We start from the raw sequence: 21,658 nt of genomic DNA, 5'->3' as shown, positions 1-21,658 counted from the left end.
GTCCATACCGCCGTGCGTGCGGTGGGCTGCCACCCGTCGCGTCGTGAAGCAGACGGAACCGGCCGCTTCCTACACTCCTTCCGTGAACGGACAACTGGCCCTCGTAGCGGCGCTGGCAGCGATCGGAGGGCGCTGGCTCCGGGCAGGGGCGAGTGCACCCATACCCGACTTGTCGGGCGGCAACTCAGCCTTCCAGTACGTGGGGTCGTTCACCGCCACACTGCCCCCGCGCGGCTTCCTGAGGCGCACGTCGGCGGCGACGGGTCCAGAGGAATGGCTCACCGGCCTGCACTCCCGGGGAGTCACGGATCTCTCGTTGGTCACCGACCTGCCCACCACAGGGCTACTGCCTTCGCATGTCGCCTCGGGATTCTCCAACTCTGGCACCTGGGCCCTGCTCGCCACGGGCACGTCAGCGCCGACGGTATGGGCGTTCGGCTGGCAGGTCGGCGACCGCACCGCCCCGGACTCCCGGATCTGGTCAGTGTCTGCACACGGCTCGTCGGCGGAGGGCCTCAGAGCACCACAGGTCGGCGTGACAGAGGCCAGGACGGCGCTACAGGTCGCGCTGCACGACATCGGGGGCTTAGCCCAGCAGTTCGACGAACTCCACAGGTGGGCGTCGTGGTTCACGAAGGCCGAGAGCCTCCTCACCGACCCGGCCCCGGCTGCCCCCTACCACCAGGACCTGCTTCCGCCCGATGCCGACCTCGAGCGTCGCCAGCTGGCAGCCGCGGTCGTGCAGGGTTGGGTGTTCGGCGGGATGGGGTCGTGGAACGACGGCGGACCTGCGGATCCCGGGGCGCAGCGAGAGTACGAGCGCGTCGGCGCGCACTTGTACTCCGCTCTGCTCACCGCGCTTCCGGCCGCGACCAACGGTGCGTGACGCCCGCCCTGCCTCGCCCGGAGGTCAGGCAGCGACGAGCAGCAGTCCGTTCCTCAGAGCTTCTCGAGCTTGTGGAACGGACTCGGGATGCGCATCGTGCGGGTGCCGAAGTCCACCGTGACCGCCGAGCTCTCCGTGCCCACGACACGTCCGAGGCCCAAGGCCTGGTGCGAGACCCTGTCGTCGACCTCGAAGTGCTCGACGTCCGGCTCGACTCGCGGCTTGAAGGGGCTGGAGACAATGCAGCCAAGGGCGGGCCTCCTCGAGCACCGCGTCCAGGCCGCGCACCGCTGGGTCGGGGTAGAACCCGGAGGTGTCGTTGGCGCGGTAGTAGAGGCCGGCTGGACGGTCGGCACCGTCGACCTCGTGCCGCCACGGGAGATAGATGACCGTGACCGGTTCGCCCTCGAGGTCGACCTCCCGGCTGCGGGGGGCCTCCTGCTCCGTCGGGAAACTCAGGATGGTGGCACCCTCGTCCCCGGTCCCTGGGCCCTGCTCCGTCATGTCGATCACCGTACCGCTCCGGTGAGGGTCCCGCCGGATGCTGACGGCCCAGTTGCGGGTGGGGAACGCCGTGGCCAGGATGTGCATCCAGGACAACGTGAGTCTGCTGCGAACACGGCGTAGGACAGGGACGACCAGGGAGGCCGACGATGCGCTGCTACCGACGTGCGCTCTCGATCGTTGTTCTCGTCTTTGCTGCTGCTTGCTCCGAGTCGGAGGGGCAGGACTACGTGCTCGACACCCACTGCGGGATCGACGAGCTCCACGTCGAAGGACAGTGGTACGAACGCGCTCAGGGCCCTCTCGATGACGGCTCCGGGAACCCGCCCGACGATTGGGACAACCCGGAGCAGATGGGCACCATCACTCGGGTCGACGAGACCACCCTCGTCTTCACCGACGAGGTCGGACACCGAGAGGAGTTCGTCCTCCGTCCGGGGGCGAGCGAAGCGAAGCGGGCCTGCGACTGAGCCAGCATCGCCGTGTGCCGCTCAGTCCTCTCAGGCAGTCAACACCTCTCGCGCGTATGCCTCTTGACCGCTCGTCTGCGGCATCGCCAGCGCGCACGATCAGGCGAGGGAGGACCCACCAGCGAGGTCGACGTCGATCTCGAGGAGGACGCCGGTGAACTCCTCTGTCCTGGGGTGCTCAGCCGTCGGAGACCACCTGCCGTCCCACGCCGCAGCGCTCGACCTCCTCGTACCGTGCGCTCGGGGACTCGAAGACCCAGGTTCCGTCCCCGGCGGGGTCCTGGACGTACCGGCGGTGCTCGGTCCACATCCGGACCACCAAACCCTTGATCTCGGGCCAGTCAGGCGGGGCGACGTAGGTGTCGATCCACAGCACCCCGGTCACCACCCCAGGACCAGGGTCCATCTGCCCAGGCCATTCGCTGTAGACCAGGACCGGGCCGATGTCCAGACGATAGGCGTGGTAGCCCAACGACAACCCCTCCCACGGCTTCAGCGGGGTCACGACTGCCACGTCGGTGGACGTGCCGCCCCCGTCCAGGACCGCTACGGTCCACGGCATGGACGACTACCCGCGGCTGCTGCATACCGTCCTCGACACCCCTGAGGTGCGACGGCTCGCCGAGTTCTACCGCCAGCTGCTCGGTCTGCAGTACCGGCCCGGCGACGAGCCCCCGGCGGAGGGGAATGACGACGCCGACTGGCTGGTCCTCACCGACGCCCAGGGCGACCGCACCCTGGCCTTCCAGGAGGTCGACCGCCTCGAGCGGACGACGTGGCCGCGGCCCGACGTGCCGATGCAGATGCACCTGGACCTCACGGTGCCGGACCGTGACGCGCTCGAGACGCAGCACCGACGGGCTCTCGACCTGGGCGCCGAGCTCCTCCTCGACCGCACCGACGACCCGGACGAACCGTTGTACGTCTACGCCGACCCGGCCGGTCACCCGTTCTGCATCTTCGTCGCCTGACAGACGGGTCGGTCAGCGCACCTCGCCGACCGTGGCGACGGAGCGACCTCGCTCGAGGTAGGTCACCCGGCGCAGCACCACCTCCGCCGGACCTGGCCGACCGGCGCGGTCCAGCCAGGCGCACCACCCCACCGACGCCAGCCAGATGAGGACCGCGACCGCCGCCGCACCTGCCGACCCGATGCGACCGCCGAGGCCGAACCCCCAGGCCGCCATCAGCGGCGCCATCGCCACCGACTGCCACAGGTATGCCGACAGCGAGCGCCGACCGACCGACGCCAGAGCTCCGGCCACCGGCCCCGGCTTGGCGCCGGCGGCATCCCGCTCTGCCGCCCCGACCCGGGACTGCAGGCGGGCCGCAATCAGGCCGAAGACCGCGGCATACCCGAGGCCCCCGGCAAGCCCGGTCAGCATCTGCACGCCGATGAACATGAAGCTGAGCTCCGGCGTCAGCCAAGCCCCGGTGTGCACAAGCATGAGCGGCACACCGCCGAGCCAGGCGACGGGCAGACCGACCACCGCGGTGCGGCGCAACCGGGGCAGGTGCTCGGCGGGCCGGTCGAGCACGCCCTCCCGCGCCCACAGCCACCCGGTGAGGATCGCGGCCGGCACGCTGAGCGAGAAGACGCTGAACCCGAGGATGAAGGCGTACTCGCCCAGGCGCGGCAGGATGGACGCGGCGTAGGACGAGATGCCGTTCGCGTCCGTCGTCGCCGACATCCACATCGCCGTGTCCCACGATTCCTGCGGCACCGACAGCAGCGCCACGCCGGAGGCCACCCAGAGCGCGGCGAAGACCGCGAGCAGGCCGACCAGCACGCCGCGGACGATCCTGATGGCGCGCGTGCTGCGCCAGAAGAGCAGCGGCACCAGCACCAGACCGAGGAGCCCATAGGGCCCGAGCACGTCGCCGTACCAGAGCAGCGCCGCGTGCACCACCCCGATGACGAGCAGCGCGACGTGGCGGCGTCGCAGCATGGCCCGGAAGGCGGCGACAGGCGTGCCCCGGGCCCCCTGCGCACGGGCGAACTGCACCATGCCGTAGCCGAAGAGCAGCGCGAACATCGGCAGCGCGCGTGCGTCGACGAGCACGATCATGAGGGTCTGGACCACCCGGTCCGCCCCCGTCGCGCCGGTCGGGTGGCCGACCGACAGGCCGTGCGGGACGCCGTAGAGGAACCACGGGATGTTGGCCAGCACGATGAGCAGCAGCATGAAGCCGCGCGCCAGGTCCGGGGCCAGCGCCCGCCGCGGAACCTCCCGGGCGGTGTCCACCACCCCCACCGGATCCGTCGTTTCCGTCATGCACCACATCTTGGCAGTGGCGGCACGGTCCCGGGACTGACGTCTGTCACGGTTGTCCAGACTGGGCGCGGACGTGACGATCCGGTGCGGTCTCCCCTCAGTCGTCGATCTGCGCCGTGCCGTCGCGCTGCATCGACGCGAGCCCGTCCCGCATCGCCTGCAGCTTCTCGGGAGGGTGGTCCACCCAGCCGAGCAGCTCCCCGACGCGCACCGGTTCGCGGGACCGGAAGGAACGAGTCGGGTTGCCCGGGAACCTCCTGTCGGTGACGTTGGGGTCGTCCTCGAAGACGCCGCTCGGCTCGACCAGGTAGATGCGACCGCGGCCCGGGCCGGCGGCCAGCTCGGCACCCCAGGTCGCTGCGTCCAGGGTCTCGGTGAAGTAGACGAAGTTCATGACGCGGCCGGCCTCGAAGTTCGACTCGCGCCCGGGCGTGAGGACCTCCCCGACCTCGAGGTCCGCCTTCGTGCCGTGCAGGTAGACGCCCTCCTCGAAGACCTCGAAGGGCACGGGCTCCCTGGCCGAGTCCACGCGACCCTCCCTCAGGGGCCCACCATCACGACGCCTGCTGGCCGGCGATGTTGACCATCCAGCTCACCCCGAACCGGTCGGTGACCATCCCGTAGGTATCGCCCCACATCTGCTGCTCGAGCGGCATGTCGACGTGTCCGCCGTCGGCGAGGCCGTCCCAGTAGCCGCGCAGCTCGGCGCCGTCGTCCCCGCTGAGGCTGATCGAGATGTTGCCCTGGGACGCGGCGGCTGCCATGCCGGGCGGGGTGTCCGAGGCCATGAGGGTGAAGCCGGCCGGCGTGGTCAGCTGGGCGTGCATGACGCCGTCGCTGCCCTCGCCCTGCATGCCGTACTCACCGAAGGTGTTCATCGTCAGCTCGCCGCCGAAGACCTGCTGGTAGTGCTCCATCGCCGCCTTGGCGGTGCCGTCGAAGGAGACGTAGGGGTTGAGCGTGGACATGCCGGGACCTCCGTGGTCGCTGACGGCCCGTCCGTCAGGCTGAGGCGAACCTACTCCCGCATCCCGACAGTCGCGACCCCCTCGCTTCAGGGGGTGTCGATGTCCCGCGCGTCCTCGACTTTCGTCGGGGGCGTCTACGCCTCGAGACCAGGCTCGCCCTCATCCTGCAGGACGACCTCTTCGCAGCCACCGCGTCCGTGCCCGTGGCACCTCTGACGACGACCTTCATCGACACCCCGCTCTTGCGCGTCAGTCTCCCCGCCGATGAGCGCGTCGGTCGCGTCCGCCCCGAGACGTTCGTCGAGATCGCACGAGCCGCATGACGTTCCTCGGGTTGGCGCGCTAGGTCGTCAGGGCACCCCATCAGGGCGACAGGGACGTCCGCCCGGGCGGATCGACCCGTGACGCGCCGCCGATTCCCTGCCATGATGCCTTGATGACGGACCACGAGCCCGAGGTGCTCCGGGACCGGACCTTCCGCGGCAGGAGCCTGCGTGGGTCGCGCTTCGTGGGGTGCGACCTCGGCGATGTCGTCGTCCGCGGCAGCGATGTCGCAGGTATGGAGCTCGACTCGCCTTGGCTGCTGGAGGGCGACGGCGTGCTGCTCGTCAACGGCGTCGACGTCGTGCCGCTGGTCGAGGCCGAGCTGAGTCGGCGTTTCCCGGGGCGTCAGCTACGCACCGCCGAGGACACCGACGGCCTGCGCGAGGCCTGGGCGGCGCTCGAGCGCACCTGGGCCGCAACCCTGGATCGCGTCCGCGCCATGCCGGAGGGCACGCTGGACGCCTCGGTCGACGGCGAGTGGTCGTTCTCGCAGACACAGCGCCATCTCGTGATGGCGACCGACACCTGGCTCGGCAAGGCGATCCTCCAGCGAGAGGCGCCCTTCCACCCGGCGGGACTGGCCGACGACTCCGACAGTGACGCCTACAGCGATGGCGACTTCTCGGCCGAGGCGCCGACATTCGAGACAGTCCTCGCGGCCCGCGCCGAGCGGCAGGCGATGGTCCGCGACTTCATCGCCACCCTCACCCCGGAGGTGCTGGGCGAGCCGCGGCCTAATCCGCATGCTCCCGAACACGCGGAGACGGTCCTCTCCTGCCTGCGCACCATTCTGGAGGAGGAGTGGGAGCACCACCGCTACGCCGTGCGCGACCTCGATGTGCTATCCGCATCCGGCTCCGCAGAGTAGCCGGCCCCCTCAGTGGGTGTCGGTGTCCCGCGCGTCCTCGTCCAGTCCGGACCGGTCGGTCGACTCGATCTCGCCGATGTGCACGAGCGCGTCACCCCGGTTGACCAGCGGCGCCTCGGCCCTGCCGATGACGACACCGGCCCGGTCCGCCTTGACGATCGCCAGCCGCTTGCCGAAGGAGTTGAAGAGCTCGCCGAGCTTCTGTCCCTCCGCGACGTGCTCGCCGATGCCGACGACGAGATGGATGATGCCGGTCCGGCGCGCCCGCACCCAGCCGCTGCGCCAGCACACCTCGCTCGGCGTCCCGACCGGCTCGACGTCGACCTCGTCGGTGTCGATCATCCCGAGGTGCGCCAGCACCCGCAGCACCCCGACCACGCCGGCCTCGATGGCCCACTCGTCGAAGCGCCAGGCCTCGCCGCCCTCGTAGAGCAGCACCCGCGCTCCCCGCTCCCGCGCGGCATAGCGCAGCGAGCCGTCGCGGAGCTTGGCGTGATACATCACCGGCGCGCCGAACGCCTCGGCCAGCGCCCGGGTCTGCGGGTCCTCCAGGTCGCAGCGGATCTGCGGGAGGTTGGTGCGCCGGTCCGCTCCGGTATGCAGATCGATCCCGACATCCGACGGGCCGATGATCTCCTTCATCATCAGGTGGGCGATGCGCCCCGCGAGCGATCCGCGCGCCGACCCGGGGAAGCTGCGGTTGAGGTCGCGGCGGTCCGGCAGGTAGCGGTCGCCGGACATCACGCCGAGCACGTTGACGATCGGCACCGCGAGCACGGTGCCGCGGATCGTCTTGGGGTCGAGCACCGCCATGACCCGGCGCACGACCTCGATGCCCACGACCTCGTCGCCATGGATCGCCGCGGACAGCCACACCGTCGGCCCGTCCTCGCGCCCGTGCAGCACGTGCACCGGCAGGCTCACCTCGGCACCGGTGACCAGCCGGGAGATCGGCAGCGACACCTCGCGGCGGCTACCGGAACGGACCTTGACCATGCCGATGGGGAAGGAGGGCCGCAGCTTGCGCGCCCGCGAGCGTTCCTTGGTCTGCGTGCTCACCGGCCCCCTCATCGCTTCCCCCAGTTCCGGCGGCGCACCGCCCGCTCGGGCCGGCCCCCGGCATAGCTCAGCGACGGGTCGACGACGTAGCCCTGCACCAGCGCCTCACGGCCGATGAGCATCCGGAAGCCCATCTCGTCGCGGTCGGTCAGGGTCAACTCGACCGGCACCTCGCGCCCGCCGAGGACCACCGGCAGGCGCACGACATACCTCTGCTCCTCGTGCCCCGAGGAGGACCGGACCGAGCGCGAGTCGTGCACCGGCAGCTCGACGGCGACCTCGTCCTGCGCGGTCGCCTGCCACGGGTGCACGGCGAAGCTGACCCAGTCGCGCCCGTCACGGTCGAAGGAGCGCAGGTCGAAGGCGTGGATCGCCGAGGTCTTGGCGCCGGTGTCGATCTTGGCCTTGATCCACGGCACGTCGACCTGCGGGATCTGCACCCACTCGCGCCACCCGACGACCGTCTGCTCCGTGATGGAATGGTTGGACCCTGTCACCCGCGCATCCTCTCAGGACGTCCCCATGAAACTCGCCATCCTCTCCCGGTCCCTGCGCGCCTACTCGACCCAACGGCTGCGCACCGCGGCGCTCGACCGCGGGCACCAGGTCAAGGTCCTGGACACCCTCCGCTTCGGCATCGACCTGGCCGGCGACGAGCCCGACCTGCACTTCCGCGGCAAGCCGCTGTCCAGCTACGACGCGGTCCTGCCCCGGGTCGGCGCGTCGGTGACCTACTTCGGCACCGCGGTCGTGCGGCAGTTCGAGCAGATGGACGTCTACACCCCCAACACGTCCAACGGGATCATGAACAGCCGCGACAAGCTGCGCGCGAGCCAGATCCTGTCCCGCCACGGCATCGGTATGCCTGCGACCGCCTTCGTGCGCAACCGCGCCGAGATCCCGCACGCCATCGAGATGGTCGGCGGCGCCCCGGTCGTGGTCAAGCTGCTCGAGGGCACCCAGGGCATCGGCGTCATCCTCGCGCCGACGATGAAGGTCGCCGAGGCGATCATCGAGACCCTGCACGGCACCAACCAGCAGGTGCTCATCCAGCGCTTCGTCAAGGAGTCCAAGGGCAAGGACGTGCGCGCCCTCGTCGTCGGCGACCGCGTCGTCGCGGCGATGCGCCGGGTGGCGCAGGGCGACGAGTTCCGCTCCAACGTGCACCGTGGCGGACGGGTCGAGCCGGTCGACCTGGACCCGGCATACCAGGAGATCGCGGTGCGCGCGGCGCAGATCATGGGCCTGCGGGTCGCCGGCGTCGACATGCTCGAGGGCAACGACGGTCCGCTGGTGATGGAGGTCAACTCCTCGCCGGGCCTGGAGGGCATCGAGGCCGCGACCAAGCTGGACGTCGCCGGCGCGATCGTCGACTACATCGCCGACCAGTCCGGCTTCCCCGACATCGACGTGCGACAGCGGCTCGCGGTCTCGACCGGGTATGGCGTCGCCGAGATCGCGGTCATGTCCGGCTCGGACATGGTCGGGCAGGCGCTGCAGGACTCCGGCCTGTGGGAGAAGGACATCCAGGTGCTCACCCTGCACCGCGGCACCCGCGTCGTGCCCAACCCCTCCGGCCAGAAGGTCCTCGAGGACGGCGACCGGCTGCTCTGCTTCGGCAAGCACGAGAACATGCGCTCGCTCATCCCCGCCCGCTCCCGCCGCCCCCGGCGCGTCCGCAAGCTGCCCAAGCAGCCGATCCACGCGGACGTGCCCGGCGTCCCGGTGCCCTCGCCCGGCAGCTGAGGGTCCTGTCCGGCTACCCGCGGCGCAGCACGTCCAGCACCATCGGGGCGTAGTAGTGCCGGTTGTAATTGCGGCCATGCACTGGAGCCAGGACATCGATCCCGACGAGATTGTCGATGAGCTTCTTCGCGGCGGACCTGGTGATCCCGAGCTCACGGGAGACATCGGCGACGCTGACGGTCGTCGCGGCCAGCGCCACGTCGACGACATCGTAGGCCCTGGCCGACCTCAGCGGCGAGTCACGGATCAGGTCGCGAAGATGGTCACGCACGACGACAAGAGCCATCATCCGACTCTCGGTCTGAGCGGCTGTCGCGGCAAGTCCGTCCGCGAAGAATCGGACCCACCCCGACCAGTCCCCCTCGGTGGAGACGGCCAGCAGCCTGTCGTAGTACTCCTGACGCCGAGCCTCGAACCACGGTGACACCGAGAGCGTAGGCTCCCTGAGGGTGCCGGTCCAGGCCAGGGACAGCACGATGAGCAGTCGCCCGAGCCGGCCGTTGCCGTCGTGGAACGGATGCAACGCCTCGAAGGTGTAGTGACTCATGGCGGCGGCCACCACCGGGTCGATGTCTGCGTGAGCTGCCTGCATCCAGGTGAGGAGCTCGTCGACGCGGATCCGCAGATCTGCACCAGGCGGGGGCGGCACGAACCGCGCCGCCGCGACGGGTAGGGCTTGGGGATCGGCACTCGCGCGCCGCCCCACGACGACCTGCACGGTGCGGATCCGACCCGAGTCGTCCGCCGCGTGGCGGGTGCCCAGCATGAGGACGCCCTGCAGATCTTCGAGGTGTGATGCCGTGAGGGAACGACCGCCCTCAAGCAGGGAAAAGGCCCGTTCGGCGACGTCGAGATAGTTGAGGACCTCTCGCATCGAGGCGTCCTGGAGATCGGGGCTGCTCGTGGTGAGCACCCGCTCCACCGGCTCGTAGGTCCCCTCCAGAGCTGCCGTCGACTGCGCCTCGATCCTCAGCGTCGGGGCGCGGAAAAGCCTCGGGTTGGGGAGTCGCTGCGCTGTGGCATCGAGCGAGGCGAGAGCTGCGCGGGCGTCCGCCACGGATCGATAGGTGGCGCCACTCAGGCCAGGGCTGTCATCACCCAGTGGATCCGTGACGAAAGCGACGTGCCTCCACGCCTCACCGTCGACCCAGCCCTCGATGGGCACAAGGTGCCCGGTGGGGCTGTTCTTGAAACTTTCGACGTCCACACTGTCACTTTAGGGCAGATGTGGAAACTTTTACTCGTGTGATTTGTCCACATCGACCCGCACGACGCCGTGCCTGAGCTCAGGCGCCCTTGGCGACCTCGTCCAGGGCCCGGTCGATCGGGGTGTCGCCGCCGATGAACTCGATCATCGTGCCGTCCAGGTCGCTGCGGCCGATGACCGCGGCGATGACGGCCGCGACGTCGGCGCGGGCGATGGGAGCGAGCTCCTCGCCCTCCGAGGCGGCCGGGTCGGACCCGGGCCCGGAGCCGCGCACCTCGATCGAGCCGGTGGGCTCGTCCAGGCTCAGCTGGCCCGGCGCGACGATCGTCCAGCCCAGGCCGGAGTCGCGAAGGTGCTGGTCGGCGGCGGACTTGGCCTCGGCATACGCGAAGAAGGCGTTGTCCTCGGGCACCCCGTGCTCGCGGCGGGCGCCGAGGTAGCTGACCATGAGGTAGCGCCCGACCCCGGCCTGCTCGGCGGCGTCCATGGTGCGGGTGGCGGCGTCGCGGTCGACGGCGTAGGTGCGCTCCGGGTCACCGCCGCCGGCACCGGCCGACCACACGACGACGTCGTGCCCGCCGAGCAGCTCGGCGAGGTCCTCGGTGCTCATGTCCTGCACGTCGGCGACGACGGGCGTCGCCCCGGTCTGCTCGACCTCGGACGCGTGCTGCGGGTTGCGGATCACCGCACTCACCTCGTGCTCGCCCAGCAGCGGGCTGAGCAGCATCGCGACCTTGCCGTGTCCTCCGATGATGGCTATACGCATACCTGGTCCAACAGCGGCACCCCGCCCCGATGTTCCCCGGGTATGCCTCAGGCCCGGGCGCGCAGCTCCACGACGACCGACTTGCTGGCCGGCGTCCCGCTCCGCTTCGAGCGCTGCCCGAGCGGCACGAGCACATTGGTCTCGGGGTAGTAGGCGGCGGCGCAGCCCGGGGCGGTGTCGTAGGACACGATCCGGAACTCCTCGGCGACCCGCTCGCCGTCCTCCCAGTGGCTCACGAGGTCGACGTGCTGCCCGTCCCGCAGGCCCCGCTCATCGAGGTCGGCGGGGTTGACGAAGACGACGCGACGACCGTTCTCGATGCCGCGGTAGCGGTCGTCCAGCCCGTAGATCGTCGTGTTGAACTGGTCGTGGCTGCGCAGCGTCTGCAGCAGCAGCCGACCCTCCGGGACCTTGGGGTAGACCAGCTCGTTGCAGCTGAGCTGCGCCTTGCCGAGCTGGGTGTCCCCCCACTCCCGCGTCCGGGCCACGTGCGGCAGCACGAAGCCTCCCGGGTCGTTGATCTTGTCCTCGTAGTCCTCGAAGCCGGGGATCACGCGGGAGACCGCGTCGCGGATGGTGCGGTAGTCGTCCTCGAAGGCCTGCCAGTCGGTCACCGCGGCGACCCGCTCGATGGAGCGTGCGAGACGGCAGATGACGGCCACCTCGCTCAGCAGGTACGGCGAGGCCGGCGGCAGCGGCCCGTGGCTCGCGTGCACCGCCGACATCGAGTCCTCGACGGTCACCCGCTGCGGGCCGCTGGCCTGCTCATCCCGCTCGGACCGAGCGAGCACGGGGAGGATGAGGGCCGTCTCCCCGGTGACGACGTGAGAGCGGTTGAGCTTGGTGGAGACCTGCACCGTCAGGTCGCAACGGCGCAGCGCCGCCTCGGTGACGTCGGTGTCCGGCGCGGCCTTGGCGAAGTTGCCGCCCATCCCCATGAAGAAGCTGACCCGGCCCTCACGCATGGCCTCGACCGCAGCCGCGGTGTCGTAGCCGTGCTCCCGCGGGCTCTCGAAGGAGAACTCCGCATCGAGCCGGTCGTGGAAGTCGTCGGGCATCTGCTCCCAGATGCCCATCGTCCGGTCGCCCTGCACGTTGCTGTGGCCGCGGACCGGGCACAGCCCTGCACCGTCCCGACCGATGTTGCCCTGCAGCAGGATGACGTTGACCACCTCGGTGAGCATGGCCACCGAGTGCTCGTGCTGCGTCAGGCCCATCGCCCAGCAGACGACCGTCCGCCGACTGCGCGCGAGGCGGTCGGCGAGGTCCTCGATCTGCTGCCGCTCCAGGCCGGTCGCGGTGAGCACCTCGTCCCAGTCGAGGTCGGCGAGGTGCTCGCGGTATGCCTCGAGCCCCTCGGTGTACTCGGCGAGGAACTCGTGGTCCAGCACCGAGCCGGGGTCGGCGTCCTCCCGCTCCAGCAGCAGCGCGCCGAGGGCCTGGAAGAGCGCCATGTCGCCGCCGAGCCTGATCTGCAGGAAGTCGTCGGCGAGGTCGGTGCCCGACCCGACGGCCTTGATCGGGTTCTGCGGGTTCTTGAACCGCTGGAGCCCGGCCTCGGGCAGCGGGTTGACGGCGACGATCGCCGCGCCGTTGTCCTTGGCCTTCTCCAGCGCGCTGAGCATGCGCGGGTGGTTGGTGCCCGGGTTCTGGCCCGCGATAATGATGAGCTCGGCCTTGTGCAGGTCCTCGAGCAGGACGGTGCCCTTGCCCAGCCCGATGGTGTCGCCGAGCGCCGCGCCGGAGGCCTCGTGGCACATGTTCGAGCAGTCCGGCAGGTTGTTGGTGCCGTAGGCCCGGACCATGAGCTGGTAGACGAAGGCCGCCTCGTTGGACGTGCGCCCGGAGGTGTAGAAGATGGCCTCGTCCGGGTCGGCGAGCGAGGTAAGCTGCTCGGCGATCATCCGGAACGCGTCGTCCCAGCTGATCGGCTCATACCTGTTGCTGTCCGCCCGCTTGACGACCGGGTGCACCAGCCGACCCTGCTGGCCCAGCCACCAGTCGCTGCGGGTGGCCAGGTCGTCGAGGTCGTGCTCCTCGAAGAAGTCGGGTCCGATCGTCCGCAGCGTGGCCTCCTCGGCCACCGCCTTGGCGCCGTTCTCGCAGAACTCGGCGGGCGAGCGGTGGTCCGGGTCGGGCCAGGCGCAGCCGGAGCAGTCGAAGCCGTGCTTCTGGTTGAGCCGGGTCAGGGTGCGCAGCGTGCGCACCGCGCCCATCTGCTCGTAGGAGATCTTCAGCGCGTGGTAGACCCCGGGAATGCCGGCGGCCCAGTCCTTGCGCTCGTGGATCTCCAGGTCGTCGTCGGTGAAGTCCTTGCGGGGTGCGTCGGTCGCCACGTGCGCTCCTTCTCGCGTTCGGTCAGCCGAAGAGCTGGGTCACGCGGGCGATGGTCTCGCCCACGCCGTAGAGCAGGCCGGCGCTGACGACCACCCACAGCACGATGGCCGCGGTGCGCTCTGCCGCGTCGGCGCCCTCGGGACGCTCGGCGGTGCTGGTCGGGGAATCGCTCACGAGGAGGCTCCTTCGGTCTCGAGCTGGTCGGGGTCGGACTCGTGGTGGCGTTCGTCGACCGGCTTCACGAGCAGGTTGGCGACGAAGCCGACGGCGAGCACGCCGACCATGATGTAGAGGGACAGCAGGTAGAGATCGGCGCCGGTCTCGCCGCGCGCGGTCTGCAGGTCCTGGATCCCGGAGACGATGAGCGGCCCGGCGATGCCGGCGGCGGACCAGGCGGTGAGCAGGCGGCCGTGGATGGCCCCGACCTGCATCCCGCCGAAGAGGTCCTTGAGGTATGCCGGGATCGTCGCGAAGCCGCCGCCGTAGAAGCTGAGGATCACCACGCTCATGAGCACGAAGAGAAGCAGCGAGGAGCGGCCGAGGGTGGCGACGCCGAGGTAGAGCACCGCGCCCACGCCGAGGTAGAGCATGTAGGTCGGCTTGCGCCCGATGACGTCGGAGGTCGAGGACCACACGATCCGCCCGGCCATGTTGGCCAGGCTGAGCAGGCTGACGAAGCCGGCGGCCGCGACGGCGTCGACCCCGGAGAAGAAGTTCTGCACGATCGGGGAGGCCTGGGCCAGGATGCCGATGCCGGCCGTGACGTTGCAGAAGAGCACCGTCCACAGCAGCCAGAACTGCGGGGTGCGCAGCGCGTTGCGGGCGGTGACGTTGGCGGTCGTGCGCATCGAGGTCTGCTCGGACTTCTGCGGCGGGGTCCAGCCCTCCGGCTTCCAGTCGTCCGCGGGCACCCGGATGACGTAGGCGCCCAGACCCATGAGCACGGCATACACCACGGCGAGGGTGAGGAACGTCGGGACGAGACCGGCCACCGGGTCGCCGCCCCCGTAGAGGCCGAGGAGCCGGTTGCTCAGCGGCGAGGCGATGAGCGCGCCGCCGCCGAAGCCCATGATCGCCAGCCCGGTCGCGAGACCGGGACGGTCCGGGAACCACTTGATGAGGGTCGAGACGGGTGAGATGTAGGCCAGGCCCAGGCCGATGCCGCCGAGGACGCCGTAGCCGAGATAGACGATCCACAGCTGTCCGGTGGCGATGCCGAGCGCCGAGACGAGGAAGCCCGCGGTCCACAGCGCCGCGGAGACGGCCATCGTCTTGCGCGGGCCGTTCTTCTCCACCCAGGTGCCGAGGATGGCGGCGGAGAGGCCGAGCATGACGATCGAGATCGAGAAGATGATGGAGACCGCGGTCGCGGAGGCGTTGAAGCGCTCCTCGAGCGGGATGTTGAAGACGCTGAAGGCATATACCTGGCCGATGGACAGGTGCACGGCGAGCGCTGCAGGGGGGACGAACCAGCGGTTGAAACCGGGACCCGCGACGGTGCGCTCCCGGTCGAGCATGGCGAGCATGAGGTTCCTGGGCGTTGCAGATGTGACGTACGGGACACTCCACCCTCGCACGCGACCGGCGTGTCGGCACGTCCAGGTGGCGCACAGCCGGTCTGCGACGCGCGCCGTGACGGCGTCAGGCGGCGGCGGGCCGGTCCAGGCCGGCGCGGGCCGAGCGCATCATCGCGGCGTGGTTGGCGCGCAGCACCCAGCGGGCGGGCGGGAGCGCGGCGAGGTGGCGCAGGCCCGGCTTGGTGAGTAGCACGCGCTGGTCCCAGACCATCCGGCAGCCGCCGGGGGCCTGCGTGACCTGCACCTCGACATACCCCTGCAGGTCGCCCTCGATGCCGACCCGCAGCCGTCCGGCAGACCGGTCCTCGTGCTCGCGGACGAGGACCAGCTCCAGCGGGGCCGGGAGGCGGCTGCGGATCTGCACCCGCGCGCGATCCTCGGCCAGCTGCTCGACCGCGCGCACCTGCCGCCACCAGCTCGGGTATGCCCCGAGGTCGACGAGGCGGTCCAGCACCGTCGCGGGCTCGACCGGCAGCGTCCAGTCCTCGTGGAAGTGGAACTCACGGGCACCGGACGAGGACCGTGGCGAGGTGGGCATACCGGCATCCTCGGACACGCGGCGAGGAACGTCTACGCAGAAGGTGCACCGATGTCGTGACGCATCACGGCAGAGGAACAGCTTCTGCGCAGGAGTGGTCTCAGGACGCGGCGACGGCCTCGCGGTAGCGCCGGGCGACGAGGCGTGCGAGCAGGTCGTGGGTGGCCAGCGGCCGGGTCCGGGCGACGCCGGCGGCCTCGGCGGCGGCGTGCGCCTTGTCGAGGAAGTGGCCGGGCGAGAGCAGGTGCGCGGCGACCGCGACCCGGGTATGCCCGTCCTCCCGCAGCCGGGCCAGCTCCTCCTCGGGGCGGGGGCCGGGACCGCTGAGGAAGGCGGTGCCGGCGGCGCAGCCGAGGTGCTCCGCGACCCGCTCGGCGACCGTCGCGACCTCGGCCCGCGCGTCGTCGTCGCTGCTCCCGGCGCCGAGGACGAGGACGGCGTCGGGTGGCTCCCCCGCGGGCAACGTCTCGCGCACCCGCTCGGCCAGGGCCTGCACGACCTCGTCGGCGGTCCCGAGCGCCGGGGTCGCCGTCGCGCCGGGCACGTCGGCGAGCGCCGCGGGCACGTCGTGGTTGACGTGGTACCCCGAGGAGAGGAAGAAGGGCACGACGACCGGGTCCTCCAGCCCGACGAGCACCTCCGCCAGCGTCGGCCCGCACACGTCGACGAAGCCGACGACGGGCGGGGCGGGCATACCCAGCACCTCGCCCGCGCGGGCGGCGCAGGCCCGCACGACGGCCTGTCCCTCGGCGCTCGCGGTGCCGTGCGCGGCGACGACGAGCGGCCGGGTCACGCGACCGCCCCGGCGCCCTCCGCCCGGGCCGGCCACCCGTGCGCGAGGGTGACGACGTCGCCGACCACCACGACGGCGGGCGAGGCGACGCCGACGCGTTCGGCGCGGTCCGCGATGTCGGCGAGCGTGCCGAGGGTGACCCGCTGCTGCGGCGTCCAGCCGTTCTCGACGATGCCGACGGGGCAGCTCGCGGGCCGGCCCGCCTCGACGAGCCGGGCGGCGGTCTCGCGCAGCCCGGCGACACCCATGAGCACGACGAGGGTGTGGTCGCCGCCGGTCGGGAGGCCGGGCAGCTCCTCGTGGCCGGTCACGACGGTGAAGCCGCGGGCCAGGCCGCGGTGGGTGACGGGGATGCCCGCCGCGGCCGGCACCGAGACCGCGCTGGTGATCCCCGGCACCACCTCGACGGCGAGACCCATGGCCTCGCAGGCGGCCCGCTCCTCGCCGCCACGGCCCAGCACGTAGGGGTCCCCGCCCTTGAGGCGCACGACGCCCCGGCCCCGGAGCGCCTCCTCGACGAGGATCCGGTTGATCTCGTGCTGCGGGACGGGGTGGTGGTGCGGCGACTTGCCCACGTCGACGACGCGCGTGCTCTCCGGGAGGCGGGCGAGGAGGGCGCGGGGCACGAGCCGGTCGGTGACGACGACGTCGGCCGCGGCCAGCAGCGTGGCGGCGCGGCGGGTGAGCAGCTGCTCGTCCCCGGGGCCGGCGCCGACGAGCGCGACCCAGCCGCCGTGCGGGCGGCGGCCCCGCAGGTTGACGACGCCGCTGGTCAGGTGTTCCTCGAGCCCGCTGCGCACGGCGGCGGCACGGGCCGGGTCGCCCCCGGCGTGGACCGCGACCCGCACCTCCCCGGTGGGGGTCGGCACGACGGCCCGGGCCGGGACCTGGGCGCTGCCGGCCGCCGCGTCACCGGCGTTGACGCAGAACGTCTGCGCCGCCTCCGCGTCCGCGGCGACGCGGCAGTCGGTGTCAGGGTCGCCGGTCGCGGTGTGCACGAGGAAGGCGCCGGCGAGGTCGGGGGCACCGGCATACCGGCGTGGGGTCCAGGTGATCTCCCCGCGCTCCGCCCACGCCGCGAGCTCGGGCGCGACCTGCGGTGCGAGGACCTCGACCACGGCGCCCTCGGCGAGGAGGTCGCGCACGCGTCGCACGGTCACGGCTCCCCCGCCGACCGCGACGACCCGGCGCCCGCCCAGCGACAGGCCGAGCAGGAAGGGACCGGGTGACATGGGACCATCATGCACCGTTACCGAAACGGTCACCAAGTCTTGGGTATGCGTGCGGCCGGGTCTGCGCGGTGGCGTCAGGCCGCGCCGACGAGGGCACCCACGCCCAGGACGAGCGCCGCGGCGAAGATGGTGACGCCCATGAGCGGGCCGACCCAGCGGCTGGTCGGGGCCTCGGTGCGGCGCAGCGGGGCGACGAGCGCGGCCAGGCCCACCACCTGCACGATCGCCAGGGCGGTGAGGACCCACCCGCCGAAGATGCCCGACAGCGACAGGAAGTGGACGGCCACGACCATCGCGACCCACCAGGCGATCCAGCGGCTCTGTCCACGGCGCACGAGGACGAGCGCACCGACGCCCGCGGCCAGCACCTCCGCGGCGACGACGACCCCGAAGGTGGCGTAGCGGCCCTCCAGGGCGGTCGGCATACCCCAGCTCAGGCCGGTCCAGACGCCGAAGCCGGCGGCAAGCAGCACCCCGGCCACCGAGCCCACGATGAGCGGCACCCGCCAGCCGCGCGCGGGCGACTCCTGCGCCCAGCCGCACCAGACCATGGTCATGAGGCCGAACCACGCGGTGGTGAAGATCACGTCGCGGAACTCGCTCAGCACGCGCCGCCTCCTACTCGTCCACCAGCGTGGGTTGCGGGTCGCGCGAGCACTCCAGGTATCCCTCGTCGGTGGCGTCGCAGTCCGACCGCTCCACCCCGTCGAGGATGACGTCCTCGCGCGTGTGGTTCCGGTTGACGGTCACGCGGATCGTCACCGACTCCTCGTAGCGCCCGTTGAGCGTCCGCTCGAGGGCGGCGTGATCGTCCTGGATCCCTCGACCGAGCCAGACCACCACCGCGCCGGCGGCACCGAGCAGGAGCAGGCCGACCAGGACGAAGACGGCGATCCCCAGCGGTGTCGACTTGCGCGAGCCCCACTCGGCGAGCCTCGACCTCTTCTGCGGCGTCGTCACTCTTCCCCTCCCTCGGATCTGGCGGTCACGATATCGTGCAGACCGGGGGACGGCCGGCAGGTCGGATCTGCGGCCCGCAGGGAGGGCGGCCCCACGAGGGAGGAGACTTCTCATGACCGATCGTCTCGTCGTCGACCGGCCGCTGGCGCTGGACGCCGTCGTCGTCATGCTCAGCCCGACCAAGGGCACGCTGTGGAGCCACGCCAACCTCGTGGTGGCGGCGGCGCTCCTGGTCGAGCTGACCCGTCTCGGCCGACTCACGGTCACGGGCAGCCAGCAGCAGCTGGAGGTCGCCGTCCACGACCCGACGCCCGTGGGCGACGACCTGCTGGACGAGGCCCTGCGCACGGTCGGTGCCGCTGACGGGCCGATCCGGGTCACCAAGGTCATCACCATGCTGCCGACGTCCGACCAGGTCCTCGACCGCCTGGTCGCCGAGGGCGCCGTCACCGAGGGGTCGGACCGCAAGTTCGGGCTGTTCAAGGTCCAGCGGCACCGCCCGACGCCCGCCGCGGGGCGGGACGCGCTCAGGTCGACGGTTCGGGCCGCCTTCAAGGGCGAGACCGAGCCCGATTCCCGTTCGGTGATGCTCTTCAGCGTCGTGGACATCGGCCCGAACCTGCGCGGCGGCCTCCCCTCGGAGCGGCGCCCCGAGGTGGCCCGCCAGGCCTACGCGATCCGGGACACCATCGGCGAGGGCGAGTCCGCGCTGGTCTCGACCATCGACGAGGTCGTCCGGCGCGCCAACGCCGCGGCCCGCGACTCCATCGGCTGAGCCCTCCCTAGCGCGGGACCCGGGCGAGCTGGCGGGACTGCGCGACGAGTCGACCTGCGGAGTCCCAGACCTCGCAGTCCTCCTCGAACATCCCGCCCGCGATGTTGCGCGTCGCGTGCCGTACCCGCAGCCAGCCGGGCGCCGGCACGGCGCGCACGTGCACGGTGAGCTCCATGGTCGGCGCCCACCCCGTCCGGCCGAGGTCGAAGGTCACCGGGGGCAGCGCGTCGACGACGGTGAGCAGCGAGACCGGGTCGGGCTCGCGCCCATCTTTCAGGCGGAACCACGCCTGCAGCGCGCCCCGGCCGCTCGGCTCCCCCACCGCCCAGCCGGCGTATGCCGGGTCGAAGAGCATCTCGAACCGGGCCATGAGCGGCGCGAACCGGCGCAGCTCCTCGGGCGCCATCGTGTTCGGCACGCACTCCTCGGGCGGGGGCAGGACGAGCTCGTCCGCGGTCGTGGCGACCTCGTCGGTGAGCCGGGAGAGGTCGCCGTAGGTCGCCAGCGCGGTGATCCGCACCTCCTCGCCCTGGACCAGGTCGGCCGCGACGGTGGTGGTGCTCCGGCCCTCGCGCACGGTGCGGGTCTGCACGGTCGCCGGGCCGGCGACCGAGGCCGAGAGGTAGTACGCCGACATCGCGATCGGGTCGGGCCTGTCCGGGTTGGCCGCCCGCAGGGCGTTGCCGATGACGGCGAGCAGGTAGCCGCCGTTGAGGCCGCCGCCGACGGCCCACCCGTCGGTGAGGTCGGCGGCATACCCCCCGTCGCCGGTGGCGCGGACGGCGATGTGGCGGTCGTACTCGGCCTGGCTGCCGGGCTGGTCGCTCATGACGCTCACCCTAGGGCGGCGTCGCGCCCGCCGGCCGCCTCCCGGGTGACCTCAGTCCGACGTCGCGGCCCGCGAAGGCGGCGAGGTCGGCATACGCGTCGCCGGCCTGCGGCTCGGGGCGAGCGGGCCCGAAGGCCTCGCCACGGTTCTCGTCGCTGAGGTTGACCCGCATGAAGGCCGCGCCGCGCTCGGCGACCCGCTGGTCCAGGTCCGCCGTCGGGCGCCCGAGCGCGGTCGCGAGGTCCCAGGTGTGGACGGCGTACTCCGCGAGCTGCCAGTCCGGGGGATCCACGCTCTCCCCCGCGGTCGACCTCGCGTGGAAGAGTTCGTCGGCGGCCTGCGCGAAGGCCTGCGCCACCTCGCCCTCCACCGGCTGCGGCGACGCGGTCCAGTCGACCGCCTCGCCGCGCACCCCGCGGGTGAAGGCCTCGGTCGTCGTGACGAGGTGCTCGCTCAGCCGTCGCACGTCCCAGCCCTCGCAGGGGGTGGTCATGGTGGCGGCGTCGCCGTCGGCGCCGGCCCTGACCAGGTCCTTGAGCTGCCCGAGCGCCGACATGAGCAGCGCCTCGCCGACCTGCGCCTCGGGCAGGTCGAAGGCCGCGGCGTACTCCGACCCCATCGCGAGGTAGCCGTCCCAGGTGGTCGTGGCCACCTCGCCGGTCCGCACGGTGTCGGCCATCCGGTCCAGGTAGTACTCCCACCCGGGACCGACGTGGTGGACGGAGGAGGTGTCGGTGAGGACCTGCGCGAACCGCAGCGTCGTCACCCCGTCCTCCTCGGCCAGTCGCAGGTCCAGCGTCCAGAGCTGCTCGGCGTCGTCGCCCTCGTTGTGCACCCGCAGCCGGGTCGGCTCCTCGCACACCTCGATGACGTAGGGCTCGCTGGGCGCCCCGTCCTCGTAGGCCCAGGTGACCTCCACCCGCCCGCTCGCCGGGTCGCCGGTCCAGGTGCCGAACCAGCGGCCCAGCCGCTCGCTCTGCGTGATCGCGTCCCACACGTCCTGGATCGGCGCGGTGAAGGTGCGGGTGAGGACCAGGTGCAGCTGGCCGTCGACGGTCTCGGGTGCTCCGGTGATCACGCGCTCTCCTCGGTGTCCGTGGTGGTGTCGTCGGTATGCCGCTCCCCCGCGTGGTGGGAGCGGTCGCGGACGGTGCGGCGCACCTCGAGGTCGAGGGCGTCGAGGGCGGTGGCGCTCACGGGCGGCTGCGCGGCGGCATACCCGCCACCGTGGCGGAGCCGGCCGAGCAGCTCGTCGACCTGGGTCAGCGGGGTCGTGTCGAGGGCGTAGTGGCGCTCCCGCCCCCGCTCGGTCGCCGAGACCAGCCCGGCCGCACTGAGCACCCGCAGGTGCCGGCTGACCGCGGGCCGGGAGATGCCGCGGTCGCGCGTCAGGTCGACCACCCGGCTGGTCCCCTCCTCCGCGAGGTGCGCCAGCAGGTCCCTGCGCACCGGGTCGGCCAGAGCGGCGAAGACGTCCATGCGGACAGGTAACCACATGGTTACCGATCGGTCAAGAGGATGCCCTGTTGGCACTCTCCGGGCG

25 protein-coding genes are annotated in these 21,658 nt (G+C 71.7%); 6 read left to right on the top strand and 19 right to left on the bottom strand.

Translation table 11 applies throughout. The features are described 5' to 3' along the window. Positions 1-82 precede the first annotated feature (82 nt). Entirely contained in the window at positions 83-886 is an 804-nt protein-coding gene (locus tag SGUI_RS10695) for a hypothetical protein (RefSeq protein WP_157621809.1), read from the top strand. Between the two features lie 653 nt (positions 887-1,539). After that, entirely contained in the window at positions 1,540-1,860 is a 321-nt protein-coding gene (locus SGUI_RS10685; RefSeq protein ID WP_066639853.1) for a hypothetical protein, read from the top strand. A gap of 178 nt (positions 1,861-2,038) precedes the next feature. Here SGUI_RS10685 and SGUI_RS10680 read toward each other — a convergent pair whose 3' ends face one another. Beyond that, positions 2,039-2,422 (bottom strand): hypothetical protein, encoded by a 384-nt coding sequence (locus SGUI_RS10680; protein WP_066639851.1) that lies wholly within the window; start codon positions 2,420-2,422, stop codon positions 2,039-2,041. Here SGUI_RS10680 and SGUI_RS10675 point away from each other — a divergent pair. Further along, entirely contained in the window at positions 2,421-2,831 is a 411-nt protein-coding gene (locus tag SGUI_RS10675) for a VOC family protein (protein WP_066639849.1), read from the top strand. The two genes, SGUI_RS10680 and SGUI_RS10675, sit on opposite strands and share 2 nt — an antisense overlap. Before the next feature lie 12 nt (positions 2,832-2,843). On the opposite strand, the gene SGUI_RS10670 is transcribed toward SGUI_RS10675, so the two are convergent. From SGUI_RS10670 to SGUI_RS10660, 3 genes are all read right to left on the bottom strand, one after another. Continuing rightward, positions 2,844-4,136 (bottom strand): DUF418 domain-containing protein, encoded by a 1,293-nt coding sequence (locus SGUI_RS10670; protein WP_157621808.1) that lies wholly within the window; start codon positions 4,134-4,136, stop codon positions 2,844-2,846. A gap of 97 nt (positions 4,137-4,233) precedes the next feature. Further along, positions 4,234-4,665 carry an NAD(+)--rifampin ADP-ribosyltransferase gene (arr, locus tag SGUI_RS10665; protein ID WP_066639846.1) on the bottom strand — a complete coding sequence of 144 codons (432 nt, stop codon included), beginning with the start codon at positions 4,663-4,665 and terminating at the stop codon, positions 4,234-4,236. 25 nt (positions 4,666-4,690) lie between these two features. Further along, positions 4,691-5,104 (bottom strand): VOC family protein, encoded by a 414-nt coding sequence (locus SGUI_RS10660; protein ID WP_066639843.1) that lies wholly within the window; start codon positions 5,102-5,104, stop codon positions 4,691-4,693. Between the two features lie 559 nt (positions 5,105-5,663). On the opposite strand from SGUI_RS10660, the gene SGUI_RS10655 reads away from it, so the two are divergent. Further along, positions 5,664-6,296 carry a DinB family protein gene (locus tag SGUI_RS10655; protein ID WP_237141328.1) on the top strand — a complete coding sequence of 211 codons (633 nt, stop codon included), beginning with the start codon at positions 5,664-5,666 and terminating at the stop codon, positions 6,294-6,296. Between the two features lie 9 nt (positions 6,297-6,305). Here SGUI_RS10655 and SGUI_RS10650 read toward each other — a convergent pair whose 3' ends face one another. Both SGUI_RS10650 and SGUI_RS10645 read right to left on the bottom strand, forming a co-directional pair. After that, positions 6,306-7,367, bottom strand: coding sequence for a succinylglutamate desuccinylase/aspartoacylase family protein (locus SGUI_RS10650; RefSeq protein WP_066639838.1), 1,062 nt, complete (start codon positions 7,365-7,367; stop codon positions 6,306-6,308). Further along, positions 7,364-7,852, bottom strand: a complete 489-nt coding sequence (locus SGUI_RS10645; RefSeq protein WP_066639834.1) for an ATP-dependent zinc protease family protein — start codon at positions 7,850-7,852, stop codon at positions 7,364-7,366. Before SGUI_RS10645 ends, SGUI_RS10650 begins: the two co-directional genes overlap by 4 nt. Positions 7,853-7,877: 25 nt before the next feature. Here SGUI_RS10645 and rimK point away from each other — a divergent pair, with 25 nt between their 5' ends. Then, the gene (gene rimK / locus SGUI_RS10640) at positions 7,878-9,101 is read left to right on the top strand and encodes a 30S ribosomal protein S6--L-glutamate ligase (protein WP_066639832.1); all 1,224 of its coding nucleotides are present in this window, start codon (positions 7,878-7,880) and stop codon (positions 9,099-9,101) included. 13 nt (positions 9,102-9,114) lie between these two features. Here rimK and SGUI_RS10635 read toward each other — a convergent pair whose 3' ends face one another. The 10 genes from SGUI_RS10635 to SGUI_RS10595 form a co-directional block, all read right to left on the bottom strand. Next, a complete protein-coding gene (locus SGUI_RS10635; protein WP_066639830.1) occupies positions 9,115-10,308 on the bottom strand; it encodes a Fic family protein in 1,194 nt (397 codons plus the stop codon). A 79-nt stretch (positions 10,309-10,387) separates the two neighbouring features. Then, complete coding sequence (locus SGUI_RS10630) at positions 10,388-11,074, bottom strand: SDR family oxidoreductase (RefSeq protein ID WP_066639828.1); 687 nt, start codon at positions 11,072-11,074, stop codon at positions 10,388-10,390. 47 nt (positions 11,075-11,121) lie between these two features. Further along, the gene (locus SGUI_RS10625; protein ID WP_066639826.1) at positions 11,122-13,410 is read right to left on the bottom strand and encodes an FdhF/YdeP family oxidoreductase; all 2,289 of its coding nucleotides are present in this window, start codon (positions 13,408-13,410) and stop codon (positions 11,122-11,124) included. Between the two features lie 22 nt (positions 13,411-13,432). Next, the gene (locus SGUI_RS17475; RefSeq protein WP_157621807.1) at positions 13,433-13,585 is read right to left on the bottom strand and encodes an MFS transporter small subunit; all 153 of its coding nucleotides are present in this window, start codon (positions 13,583-13,585) and stop codon (positions 13,433-13,435) included. Beyond that, a complete protein-coding gene (locus SGUI_RS10620) occupies positions 13,582-14,937 on the bottom strand; it encodes an L-lactate MFS transporter (RefSeq protein WP_066639823.1) in 1,356 nt (451 codons plus the stop codon). Before SGUI_RS10620 ends, SGUI_RS17475 begins: the two co-directional genes overlap by 4 nt. Positions 14,938-15,052: 115 nt before the next feature. After that, positions 15,053-15,526 carry an SRPBCC family protein gene (locus SGUI_RS10615; protein ID WP_066639820.1) on the bottom strand — a complete coding sequence of 158 codons (474 nt, stop codon included), beginning with the start codon at positions 15,524-15,526 and terminating at the stop codon, positions 15,053-15,055. A gap of 100 nt (positions 15,527-15,626) precedes the next feature. Further along, complete coding sequence (locus SGUI_RS10610) at positions 15,627-16,319, bottom strand: sirohydrochlorin chelatase (protein WP_066643236.1); 693 nt, start codon at positions 16,317-16,319, stop codon at positions 15,627-15,629. After that, positions 16,316-17,551 (bottom strand): uroporphyrinogen-III C-methyltransferase, encoded by a 1,236-nt coding sequence (gene cobA / locus SGUI_RS10605; protein WP_066639818.1) that lies wholly within the window; start codon positions 17,549-17,551, stop codon positions 16,316-16,318. Before cobA ends, SGUI_RS10610 begins: the two co-directional genes overlap by 4 nt. A gap of 74 nt (positions 17,552-17,625) precedes the next feature. Next, positions 17,626-18,159 carry a hypothetical protein gene (locus tag SGUI_RS10600; RefSeq protein ID WP_066639815.1) on the bottom strand — a complete coding sequence of 178 codons (534 nt, stop codon included), beginning with the start codon at positions 18,157-18,159 and terminating at the stop codon, positions 17,626-17,628. A 10-nt stretch (positions 18,160-18,169) separates the two neighbouring features. Then, positions 18,170-18,511, bottom strand: a complete 342-nt coding sequence (locus tag SGUI_RS10595) for a hypothetical protein (RefSeq protein ID WP_066639806.1) — start codon at positions 18,509-18,511, stop codon at positions 18,170-18,172. 112 nt (positions 18,512-18,623) lie between these two features. Between SGUI_RS10595 and SGUI_RS10590 the strand changes: the two genes are divergently transcribed. Then, positions 18,624-19,286: a GOLPH3/VPS74 family protein gene (locus SGUI_RS10590; RefSeq protein WP_066639804.1), complete on the top strand. Its 663-nt coding sequence runs from the start codon at positions 18,624-18,626 to the stop codon at positions 19,284-19,286. Between the two features lie 7 nt (positions 19,287-19,293). On the opposite strand, the gene SGUI_RS10585 is transcribed toward SGUI_RS10590, so the two are convergent. The 3 genes from SGUI_RS10585 to SGUI_RS10575 are packed head-to-tail and all read right to left on the bottom strand — an operon-like array spanning position 19,294 to position 21,594. Further along, positions 19,294-20,115, bottom strand: coding sequence for a thioesterase family protein (locus SGUI_RS10585; protein ID WP_066643234.1), 822 nt, complete (start codon positions 20,113-20,115; stop codon positions 19,294-19,296). 10 nt (positions 20,116-20,125) lie between these two features. Continuing rightward, on the bottom strand, positions 20,126-21,193 hold the full coding sequence (locus SGUI_RS17710) for an SRPBCC domain-containing protein (protein WP_083190629.1): 1,068 nt from the start codon (positions 21,191-21,193) through the stop codon (positions 20,126-20,128). Next, positions 21,190-21,594 (bottom strand): ArsR/SmtB family transcription factor, encoded by a 405-nt coding sequence (locus tag SGUI_RS10575; protein WP_066639802.1) that lies wholly within the window; start codon positions 21,592-21,594, stop codon positions 21,190-21,192. Before SGUI_RS10575 ends, SGUI_RS17710 begins: the two co-directional genes overlap by 4 nt. Positions 21,595-21,658: the final 64 nt, after the last annotated feature.

The sequence above is a fragment of the Serinicoccus hydrothermalis genome, assembly GCF_001685415.1.
GTDB lineage: Bacteria > Actinomycetota > Actinomycetes > Actinomycetales > Dermatophilaceae > Ornithinicoccus > Ornithinicoccus hydrothermalis.
The sequence above is the reverse complement of the archived record's forward strand: the minus strand, read 5'-3'. Positions and strand labels throughout refer to the sequence as shown.

Bases quoted from the DNA above. Each gene is read 5' to 3' on its own strand.
- SGUI_RS10685 (WP_066639853.1), top strand. From the start codon at position 1,540: ATGCGCTGCTACCGACGTGCGCTCTCGATCGTTGTTCTCGTCTTTGCT.
- SGUI_RS10675 (WP_066639849.1), top strand. From the start codon at position 2,421: ATGGACGACTACCCGCGGCTGCTGCATACCGTCCTCGACACCCCTGAG.
- SGUI_RS10680 (WP_066639851.1), bottom strand. From the start codon at position 2,422: ATGCCGTGGACCGTAGCGGTCCTGGACGGGGGCGGCACGTCCACCGAC.
- SGUI_RS10670 (WP_157621808.1), bottom strand. From the start codon at position 4,136: ATGACGGAAACGACGGATCCGGTGGGGGTGGTGGACACCGCCCGGGAG.
- SGUI_RS10660 (WP_066639843.1), bottom strand. From the start codon at position 5,104: ATGTCCACGCTCAACCCCTACGTCTCCTTCGACGGCACCGCCAAGGCG.
- SGUI_RS10655 (WP_237141328.1), top strand. From the start codon at position 5,664: ATGGAGCTCGACTCGCCTTGGCTGCTGGAGGGCGACGGCGTGCTGCTC.
- SGUI_RS10650 (WP_066639838.1), bottom strand. From the start codon at position 7,367: ATGAGGGGGCCGGTGAGCACGCAGACCAAGGAACGCTCGCGGGCGCGC.
- rimK (WP_066639832.1), top strand. From the start codon at position 7,878: ATGAAACTCGCCATCCTCTCCCGGTCCCTGCGCGCCTACTCGACCCAA.
- SGUI_RS10630 (WP_066639828.1), bottom strand. From the start codon at position 11,074: ATGCGTATAGCCATCATCGGAGGACACGGCAAGGTCGCGATGCTGCTC.
- SGUI_RS10620 (WP_066639823.1), bottom strand. From the start codon at position 14,937: ATGCTCGCCATGCTCGACCGGGAGCGCACCGTCGCGGGTCCCGGTTTC.
- SGUI_RS10615 (WP_066639820.1), bottom strand. From the start codon at position 15,526: ATGCCCACCTCGCCACGGTCCTCGTCCGGTGCCCGTGAGTTCCACTTC.
- cobA (WP_066639818.1), bottom strand. From the start codon at position 17,551: ATGTCACCCGGTCCCTTCCTGCTCGGCCTGTCGCTGGGCGGGCGCCGG.
- SGUI_RS10590 (WP_066639804.1), top strand. From the start codon at position 18,624: ATGACCGATCGTCTCGTCGTCGACCGGCCGCTGGCGCTGGACGCCGTC.
- SGUI_RS10585 (WP_066643234.1), bottom strand. From the start codon at position 20,115: ATGAGCGACCAGCCCGGCAGCCAGGCCGAGTACGACCGCCACATCGCC.
- SGUI_RS10575 (WP_066639802.1), bottom strand. From the start codon at position 21,594: ATGGACGTCTTCGCCGCTCTGGCCGACCCGGTGCGCAGGGACCTGCTG.